Source organism: Saccharothrix sabaoui, from assembly GCF_051756985.1.
GTDB lineage: Bacteria > Actinomycetota > Actinomycetes > Mycobacteriales > Pseudonocardiaceae > Actinosynnema.
Map to the genome: position 1 here is coordinate 1 of NZ_JBPKJK010000258.1, position 8,072 is coordinate 8,072.

8 protein-coding genes are annotated in these 8,072 nt (G+C 73.0%); 2 read left to right on the top strand and 6 right to left on the bottom strand.

The annotated features are described in order from the left end of the window. A partial coding sequence (gene katG, locus ACR807_RS39890; protein WP_438926733.1) for a catalase/peroxidase HPI occupies window positions 1-2,255 on the bottom strand: 2,255 nt, incomplete at its 3' end. A 22-nt stretch (window positions 2,256-2,277) separates the two neighbouring features. After that, window positions 2,278-2,706 (bottom strand): Fur family transcriptional regulator, encoded by a 429-nt coding sequence (locus ACR807_RS39895; RefSeq protein WP_438926734.1) that lies wholly within the window; start codon window positions 2,704-2,706, stop codon window positions 2,278-2,280. Between the two features lie 282 nt (window positions 2,707-2,988). On the opposite strand from ACR807_RS39895, the gene ACR807_RS39900 reads away from it, so the two are divergent. Next, the gene (locus ACR807_RS39900) at window positions 2,989-3,348 is read left to right on the top strand and encodes a nucleoside/nucleotide kinase family protein (RefSeq protein ID WP_438926735.1); all 360 of its coding nucleotides are present in this window, start codon (window positions 2,989-2,991) and stop codon (window positions 3,346-3,348) included. Between the two features lie 30 nt (window positions 3,349-3,378). Here the strand turns inward: ACR807_RS39900 and ACR807_RS39905 are convergent, their stop codons facing one another. Further along, on the bottom strand, window positions 3,379-3,801 hold the full coding sequence (locus ACR807_RS39905) for an ester cyclase (RefSeq protein ID WP_438926736.1): 423 nt from the start codon (window positions 3,799-3,801) through the stop codon (window positions 3,379-3,381). A gap of 106 nt (window positions 3,802-3,907) precedes the next feature. Between ACR807_RS39905 and ACR807_RS39910 the strand changes: the two genes are divergently transcribed. After that, window positions 3,908-4,519, top strand: a complete 612-nt coding sequence (locus ACR807_RS39910) for a TetR/AcrR family transcriptional regulator (protein ID WP_438926737.1) — start codon at window positions 3,908-3,910, stop codon at window positions 4,517-4,519. Between the two features lie 55 nt (window positions 4,520-4,574). Here the strand turns inward: ACR807_RS39910 and ACR807_RS39915 are convergent, their stop codons facing one another. From ACR807_RS39915 to ACR807_RS39925, 3 genes are all read right to left on the bottom strand, one after another. Continuing rightward, complete coding sequence (locus tag ACR807_RS39915) at window positions 4,575-6,356, bottom strand: thiamine pyrophosphate-requiring protein (protein WP_438926738.1); 1,782 nt, start codon at window positions 6,354-6,356, stop codon at window positions 4,575-4,577. Further along, entirely contained in the window at window positions 6,353-7,564 is a 1,212-nt protein-coding gene (locus tag ACR807_RS39920) for a zinc-dependent alcohol dehydrogenase (protein ID WP_438926739.1), read from the bottom strand. Before ACR807_RS39920 ends, ACR807_RS39915 begins: the two co-directional genes overlap by 4 nt. A 72-nt stretch (window positions 7,565-7,636) precedes the next feature. Next, the coding region (locus tag ACR807_RS39925) for a DUF6292 family protein (RefSeq protein ID WP_438926740.1) at window positions 7,637-8,072 on the bottom strand (436 nt) is incomplete at its 5' end.

Consider the following 8,072-nt stretch of genomic DNA (forward strand, 5'->3'; position numbering starts at 1 on the left):
AGCTCCATCACCTTGGTCCACGCCGCGACGAAGTCGGTCACGAACTTCTCGCGGGCGTCCTCGCTGGCGTAGACCTCGGAGAGGGCGCGCAGCTGGGAGTTGGAGCCGAAGACGAGGTCGACCGGGGTCGCCGTCCACTTCAGCTCGTCGGTGGCCGAGTCGCGGATCTCGTACACGTTCTCCTCGGACTCCGACGCCTTCCACCGGGTCCCCGGCGAGAGCAGGTTGGCGAAGAAGTCGTTGGTGAGCACGCCGGGCCGGTCGGTGAGCACGCCGTGCGCGCTGCCGCCGTGGTTGGCGCCGAGCGAGCGCAGGCCGCCGACCAGGACGGTCATCTCCGGCGCGGTCAGGTCGAGCAGGTAGGCGCGGTCGACGAGCAGCACCTCCGGCTGGCGCTTCTCACCGGAACGCAGGTAGTTGCGGAAACCGTCGGCCTGCGGCTCCAGGACCTTGAACGACTCGACGTCGGTCTGCTCCTGCGAGGCGTCGGTGCGCCCCGGGCGGAACGGCACGGTCACCTCGACGCCGGCGTCGCGCGCCGCCTTCTCGACGGCGGCCGAACCGGCCAGCACGATCAGGTCGGCCAGCGAGATCTTCGCGCCGCCCGCCGCGTTGAACTCCCGCTGGACGCCCTCCAGGGTCTCCAGGACGGCCTTGAGCTGCTCCGGCTGGTTGACCTCCCAGTTGCGCTGCGGCTCCAGGCGGATGCGGGCGCCGTTGGCGCCACCGCGCTTGTCGGTGGAGCGGAAGCTCGCGGCCGAGGCCCAGGCCGTGCTGACCAGCTGGGCGGTGGTGAGGCCGGAGTCGAGGACCTTCGCCTTGAGGGCGGCGACGTCGGCGTCGCCCACCAGCTCGTGGTCGACGGCCGGCACCGGGTCCTGCCACAGCTGGGGCTCGGCGACCCACGGGCCCAGGAAGCGGCTGACCGGACCCATGTCGCGGTGCAGCAGCTTGTACCACGCCTTGGCGAACGCCAGCGCGAAGTCGTCGGGGTTCTCCAGGAAGCGGCGGGAGATCTTCTCGTACGCCGGGTCCACGCGCAGCGACAGGTCGGTCGTGAGCATGGTCGGCTTGTGCTTCCTGGCCGGGTCGTAGGCGTCGGGGATGATCTCCTCGGCGTCCTTGGCGACCCACTGCTTGGCCCCGCCGGGGCTCGTGGTGAGCTCCCACTCGTAGCCGAAGAGGATCTCGAAGAAGCGGTTGCTCCACTGCGTCGGCTTGTCGGTCCACGTCACCTCGAGGCCGCTGGTGATCGTGTCCGCGCCCTTGCCGCTGCCGTGGGTGCTCAGCCAGCCCAGGCCCTGCGCCTCCAGCGGGGCGCCCTCGGGCTCCGCGCCCACGTGGCCGTCCGCGACGCCCGCGCCGTGCGTCTTGCCGAAGGTGTGGCCACCGGCGATGAGGGCGACGGTCTCCTCGTCGTTCATCGCCATCCGGCCGAAGGTCTCGCGGATGAAGTGCGCCGCCGCCAGCGGGTCCGCGTTGCCGCGGGGGCCCTCGGGGTTGACGTAGATGAGGCCCATCTCGGTCGCGCCGACCTCGGGCGCCATCTCCGACTCGCTGACGTAGCGCTCGTCACCCAGCCAGGCGTCCTCGGGGCCCCAGAAGATCTCCTCCGGCTCCCAGACGTCCACGCGGCCGAAGCCGAAGCCGAAGGTCTTGAAGCCCATGGACTCCAGGGCGACGTTGCCGGCGAGCACGAGCAGGTCGGCCCAGGAGACCTTCTGGCCGTACTTCTGCTTGACCGGCCACAGCAGGCGGCGCGCCTTGTCCAGGTTGGCGTTGTCGGGCCAGCTGTTGAGCGGGGCGAACCGCTGGCCGCCGTCGCCCGCGCCACCGCGGCCGTCGTGGATGCGGTAGGTGCCCGCGGCGTGCCAGCTCATGCGGATCATCAGGCCGCCGTAGTGGCCGAAGTCGGCCGGCCACCAGTCCTGCGAGGTGGTGAGCACCTCGGTGATGTCGCGCTTGAGGGCCTCGACGTCGAGCTTGGCGAACTCCCGGGCGTAGTCGAACGCCTCGCCCAGGGGGTTGCTCTTCGTCGAGTGGGCGTGCAGCACCGACAGGTCGAGCTGGTTGGGCCACCAGTCGCGGTTGCCGCGGGGACGGCCACCCGTCTTCGGGGTCGGCGAGTCGATCGCGGGGTTCTCGCTCTCGCTGCCGTGCGAGGTCACCGAGTCGTGCGCGACCGGGCAGCCGACCGCGGCCTTCTGGTCCACGCCCTGCGCGCTCGACGGGGGCGTTCCCTTGGGGTCGCTCATCTACTTCCTTCCAACAGGCGGTTCATTTGGCGGTGTTCTCGGCCGAGCAGTCGGGGCAGGTGCCCCAGAAGACGACCTCCGCCTCGTCGATCGCGTAGCCGTTGTCGTTCGAGGCGGTGAGGCAGGGGCTGTGGCCGACGGCGCAGTCGACGTCCGAGATCGCGCCGCAGGAGCGGCACACGACGTGGTGGTGGTTGTCCCCCACCCGGGACTCGTAGCGGGCGATCGCGCCGGCGGGCTGGATGCGCCGCACCAGACCGGTGTCGGTCAGGGCGCGCAGCACGTCGTAGATCGCCTGGTGGGACACCGTCGGGTGGTCCACGCGCACCAGCGAGATCACCGTCTCGGTGTCGACGTGGGGGTGGTCGCGCAGCGCCGTGAGCACCGCCAACCGGGGACGGGTCACGCGCAACGAGACCGACCGCAGCTGGGCCTCGAAGTCGGACGTCACGGGGACAACCTTATGCGGTTATCTGGAATAATTCCAAATTACTTACGTCACACCGCAGCCCGGACCGCCCGACCCCGACCCGGGCACCGCCGCGAGCCGTACCCTCGTCCGACCGGTCGCGGCTCCCGAGGAGGTCGTGGATGCGCCTGCACCCGGGCGAGGTCCCGGCCGAGGGGTGGCGCGTCGAGCGACTGCCCGACGTCGCCTGGAACCACGCGTGCTTCGACTGGGGGGCACCTGCTGGTCGGGAACGTCCTGCGCCCCCTCCACCGCGGCGGGGCGGTGGAGTACCGCCCCGCCGCGTGGGTGGAGCACGGCAGGCCGGGGGCGATCCGCGTCCCGACCGGGGCGGACGTCGTGCGGGTCGAGGGCACCGGGGTGGTCCGCGAGGAGCTCGCCCCGTGGGTCGACGCCTCGATCCGGGTGCAGGGCGACCTGGACGAGCAGCACCGCCGCCTGGTGGCGCGCGACGGCGACTCCGACGCCCAGCGCCGGCACGTCGCCGCGTGGTCGGCCGAGGAACTGCCGTTCCTGCTCCGCGAACAGCCGTGGCGGAGGGCGACCGTCGTCGTGGCCGGCACGACCGCGCTCCGCCACGACCCGGCCACCGAGGTCGTCACCGCTCCCCCGGTGACCCCCTGAGGCCGTTCGCCGCCGGGGCGGGAGGTCCTTTCACGGGCCCAACTGGTCGCGCATCGCCTCTTCGTCCAGCAGGGCCCAGTGCTCGACGATCCGGCCGTCGCGGACTCGGACCATGTCCAGGCCGAGGACTTCGTAGCGCCGGCCGGAGTCCGCGTGGGCGCCCCGGACGGTGTACCGGTTGACGGAGGTGTCGCCGGAGACGACGTTCTGCTCGATCGTCACCGAGACGTCGCGGAACGCGCTGCCCGTGCTCGCCTGCTCCCACTTCCGCCGCCAGGCCTCGCGTCCCCGGTGATCGCCCCGGGTGCCTCCCCGGTGGTCGACGACCTCGGGGTCGATCAGCTCCAGCGCGTCTTCGAGCCGGCCCTCCAGGACCTGCGCGTAGCTCTCGACGCAGCGCCGGTGGACCTCCCCCGGTCCCGGGTGCGCGGTGCCTTCCGCTCCCTGCGGCATGCGGGACCTCCTCCGGTGGGACTGCACGAGGCCGCAAGTGGGGAACTCCCCGTTTGCGCTGGTCGGCTACCGTAACCGGGGAAGTCCCCGATTGGCAAGGAGGGTCATGCCACCGCAGAGCGCCGGACCCGCGCCGCGTTCGGGACCCCGGCGTCGGCGCGCGGACGCCCAGCGCAACTACGACCTGCTGGTGGCCGCGGCCAGGGACGTCTTCCACGACCGCGGTGTCGACGCCCCGCTCGACGACGTCGCCCGCCGGGCCGGCGTCGGCAACGCCACGATGTACCGGCACTTCCCGACGCGTCGCGAATTGATCATCGCCGTCTACTCCGGAGAAGTGGCCGAACTCCACGCCCGGAGCCGGTCCCTCCTGACCGAGGACCCTCCCGACGACGCCCTCTTCGACTGGCTCCGGGACTTCATCGCGCACGTGACGGCCAAGCGGGAACTGGCGCTGTCGATCACCGACGACCGCACCGGTCGGCACTCCGCGTTGTTCGACCGCTGGCACCACTCGATGCACGCAGCCGCGTCCGCACTGCTGACCCGGGCGCAGACCGCCGGTGCCGTCCGCGCCGACCTCACCGCGTCGGAACTCCTCGCCCTGGCCAACGGGATCGCCCTGACCACCACCGACGCCGACCGGGCGGAACGACTCGTCCTCCTGGTCAGGCAGGGCACGGACACTCCCCCGGCACCGGACGACAGCACCCGCTGAGAGCGGCGAGCACTCCCGGGGCCCGGAGCGGCGGACCCCCGACCGGGCGGGCCCGCTACCCGTGCCCCTCGGCGGCGCGTTGCCGCCGCAGGTGCTCCCGCTCCGGGTCACCGCCGGGTTCCTGGTCCAGCCCCTTGAGGATCGCGTCCACCTTCTCCCCCGGCAGGTGCGGGGCGAGCAGCGGCACGGCGGGGTCCACGACGGCCTCCACGACCACGGGCCGGTCGGCGTGGAACGCCTCGTGCCACGCCTTGCCGACCTGGTCGGGCGAGTCGACGCGGATGCCGCGCAGGCCGATCAGCTCGGCGTAGGCGGCGTAGGGGAAGTCCGGGACGCGCTGCGAGGTCGGGAAGCGCGGGTCGCCCTCCATCTCGCGCTGCTCCCAGGTGACCTCGTTGAGGTCGCGGTTGTGCAGCACCAGCACGACGAACCTCGGGTCGGCCCAGCCGCGCCACCGGTCGGCGACGGTGATCAGCTCCAGCAGGCCGTTCATCTGCATCGCGCCGTCGCCGACCAGCGCCACCACCGGCCGGTCCGGCGCGTGCAGCTTGGCCGCCAGGCCGTAGGGCAGGGCGCAGCCCATGGACGCCAGGTAGCTGGAGGTGTGCGCGGGCGCGCCGACCGGCAGGGCGAGGTGGCGGGCGAACCAGTAGGTGGCCGAGCCGACGTCCACGGCGACCTGCACGTCGAGCGGCAGGTGGCCGGACAGCTCGTGCACCACCAGCTCCGGGTTGAGCGGGTCGGCGGGGGTGCGGGCGCGTTCCCCGGCGATCCGCCGCCACCGGGACACCGACGTGAACACCCGCTGCTCCCACCCGCGGTCGGGTTTGCGGTGCAGCAGCGGCAGCAGGGCCCGCAGCGTCTCGCGCGCGTCGCCGACGAGCGCCGCCTCGACCGGGTACTTGCTGCCCACCACCCGCGCCTCGACGTCGACCTGCACGGCGCGGGCCTGCCCCGGCTCCGGGTAGAACTCGGTCCACGGGTCGTTGCTGCCCACGATCAGCAGCGTGTCGCAGCCCGACATCAGCTCCGCCGAGGCGGTGGTGCCCAGGTGGCCCATGACGCCGGTGTGCCACGGCGCGTCCTCCGGCACGACCGGTTTGCCCACCAGCGACGCCGTCGCCCCCGCGCCCAGCACCTCGACCACCTCGGCGACCTCGCGCCCCGTGCCGGCGGCACCGCGCCCGAGCAGCAGCGCGACCCGTTCGCCCGCGTTGAGCACGTCGGCGGCCCGGCGCAGGTCGTCCTCGCGCGGCAGCACGCGCGGGCGGGCGAGGACCGCCGAGGACGGCACGACGCCGTGGGTGTGCGGCAGCTCCTCCACGGCGTCGGCGCGCTGCACGTCGTGCGGCACGATCAGGCAGGTCGGCACGCGCTCGGAGATCGCGGTGCGCATCGCGTTGTCCAGGAGCACCGGCAGCTGCTCGGGGGCGGACACCGTCTGGAGGTACTGGCCGCAGACGTCCTTGAACAGCGAGTGCAGGTCCACCTCCTGGAGGTAGCCGGTGCCCAGCGCGGTCGTCACGACCTGCCCGACGAGCGCCACCACCGGCCGGCGGTCCAGCTTGGCGTCGTAGAGGCCGTTGAGCAGGTGGATCGCCCCCGGTCCCTGGGTGGACAGGCACACGCCCACCTCGCCGGTGTACTTGGCGTGGCCGGTGGCCATGAAGGCGGCCATCTCCTCGTGCCGCACGGGCACGAACTCCGGGTCCCCGCCGGCGCGGTGCAGGGCGGCGAGGATCGGGTCGATGCCGTCGCCCGCGTAGCCGAACACCCTGGGCACGCCCCAGGTCCGCAGTCGTCGGACGAGCGCGTCCGCGACGGTGCCGGCGCTCACGCGACGTCCAGGACGGTCTTGAGCCAGCCCTCTTCGCGGCGGTCGAACGTCTCGTACGCCTCGATCGCGTTCACCGGGGGTTCGTGCCGCGTGATGAACGCGGTGGGGTCCACGACGCCGCTGACCACGAGGTCGAGCAGCTCGGGCAGGTAGCGGCGGTGGTTGCAGTTGCCCATCCGCACGGTGAGGTTCTTGTTCATCGCCTCGCCCATCGGGAAGCCGTCGAAGCCGGGCGGGTAGACGCCGACGACCCCGATGGTACCCGCCTTGGCGACCGCCTGCACGGCCCACCTCAGGGCCAGGCTCGGCGCGTCGCCGGGCACCCACTGCTCGCCGGTCGGGTTCGCCTCGGGCGCGGCCTGCCGCCGTTCCCGCTCGAACCGGTCGACCATCCGCGCGGCCCCCTCGGCGGCGGGTCCGGTCTTCGGGCGCTGGGCGTCCACGCCGACGCACTCGATGACGCGGTCGACGCCGATGCCGCCGGTCAGCTCCTGGACCAGGGCGACGGGGTCCTCGCGGTTGAAGTCCACCGTCTCGGCGTTCTGCTCGCGGGCCTTGTCCAGGCGCGACCCGATGCCGTCGACGACGAACACCCGCCCGGCCCCCTGCCGCTTGGCCGAGGCGATGGCGAACTGCCCCACCACGCCCGCGCCGAGCACGAGCACGCTGTCGCCCTTCCCGACCTCGGCGAGCTTCGCGCCGAACCAGGCCGTGGGGAAGATGTCGGAGAGCAGGATCGCCTGGTCGTCGTCGACCGCGTCGGGGATGCGCACCAGGCTCGTCATGGCGAACGGCACGCGGGCGTACTCGGCCTGCAACCCGTCCACCGGCCCCGTCGACTCCGGCCCGCCGAAGAACGACGTGCCCGCGGTCGGTCCGTTCGGGTTCGCCGTGTCGCACTGCGCGTAGTACCCGGCCCGGCAGTACGAGCAGGTGCCGCACCCGATCGTGGAGGTCACCACCACGCGGTCGCCGGGGGTGAACCCGCGCACCGCCGGTCCGACCTCCTCCACCACGCCCACGGCCTCGTGCCCCAGGACGGTGCCCTCCACCATGCCGGGCATCGTGCCGCGCACGAGGTGCAGGTCGGTGCCGCAGATCGCGCTGCGCGTGATGCGCACGATCGCGTCACCCGGTTCCAGGACCTTCGGGTCGGGCACCTCGTCCAGCCGGATGTCCCCGGTCCCGTGCCACACCACTGCCTTCATGCCGTCTCCTCGCCGTCTCGTGGGACGGCTTCCCGGGAGGAGGGCGGTGAAACGCGGTCGACTGCGGGTGCCTCAGGAGGCCCTGGGGAGCGCGTCGGGGGTGACCTGGTCGTCGCGCCGGGCGTCGGCCGCCGAGCGGCGGAAGAGGTCGGCGACCCAGGCGGCCACCGCGCCGGCGCGCGGCACCGCCAGGCCGTCGAGGCGGCCCACGACGACGTCCTCGCCGCCGTCGGTCTCCACGACGGCCGACCAGCCGTGCCGCTCGTCCCACAGCAGCGCCACGTCGTGGCCGGGGTGCGAGCCCAACCGGCCGTCCAGCGCCAGGTAGATGCCGACCTGGTGCTCGTCCTGCACGCACCAGCAGTCGCCGCCCAGGCCCAGCGCCGAGGTGACCGACCTCGCGTACCGCCTCAGGGCGCGCGTCACGGTGTCGTCGAAGTCCAGCCCCATCGCGCCTCGCCATCGCCGCAGGTGTGCGCCGCCTGCTTGACGCCCACCGCGAGTACCC